At 35.9% G+C, this 552-nt stretch carries 1 tRNA gene; it reads right to left on the bottom strand.

The features are described 5' to 3' along the window. Positions 1–475: 475 nt before the first annotated feature. A tRNA-Ala gene (locus CDG56_RS16780) sits at positions 476–551 on the bottom strand. Between the last annotated feature and the right edge of the window lies 1 nt (position 552).

Raw genomic sequence — 552 nt, 5'->3', positions numbered from 1 at the left:
CGTCTTTCATCGCCTCTGACTGCCAAGGCATCCACCACATGCACTTAATTACTTGACTATACAACCCCAAACAGTCGCTAACCCTTACAAGTAAGGTTAGGACAGATTGCCATGTTCGTTTTTCAACTTACATCGCTCTCATCCAGTTTGTTGTCTGTGAATTTAATCACCATACAGCTTCAATCTAAATTCATATACCAAAACGCTTGATTCAGTGTTTTTGCTAGTTCTCATTTCATTCAAATTAAACATCGGAATGTTTAAATCAAAGAATGAGTGAACAATTTATTTCAGACTCAAATTCTAATCTGTTAATGATTAACTACCGCCTCGTCAGCGAGTAGTAAACTGTGATAAATCACAGAAGTTAATAAACTCAAATCAAAATCTCTTTTGATTTATTTAGACATTTATTAATTTCTATAATTTACTTTAGCTTTGAATTAATTTCGTTTTTACAAACTCTTTTAATTCATGGTGGAGACTAGGAGAGTCGAACTCCTGACCTCCTGCGTGCAAAGCAGGCGCTCTACCAACTAAGCTAAGTCCCCA

This window comes from Acinetobacter sp. WCHA39, from assembly GCF_002165385.1.
Lineage (GTDB): Bacteria > Pseudomonadota > Gammaproteobacteria > Pseudomonadales > Moraxellaceae > Acinetobacter.
Note: the sequence above shows the minus strand (reverse complement) of the source record. Positions and strands in the feature narration are given on the sequence as shown.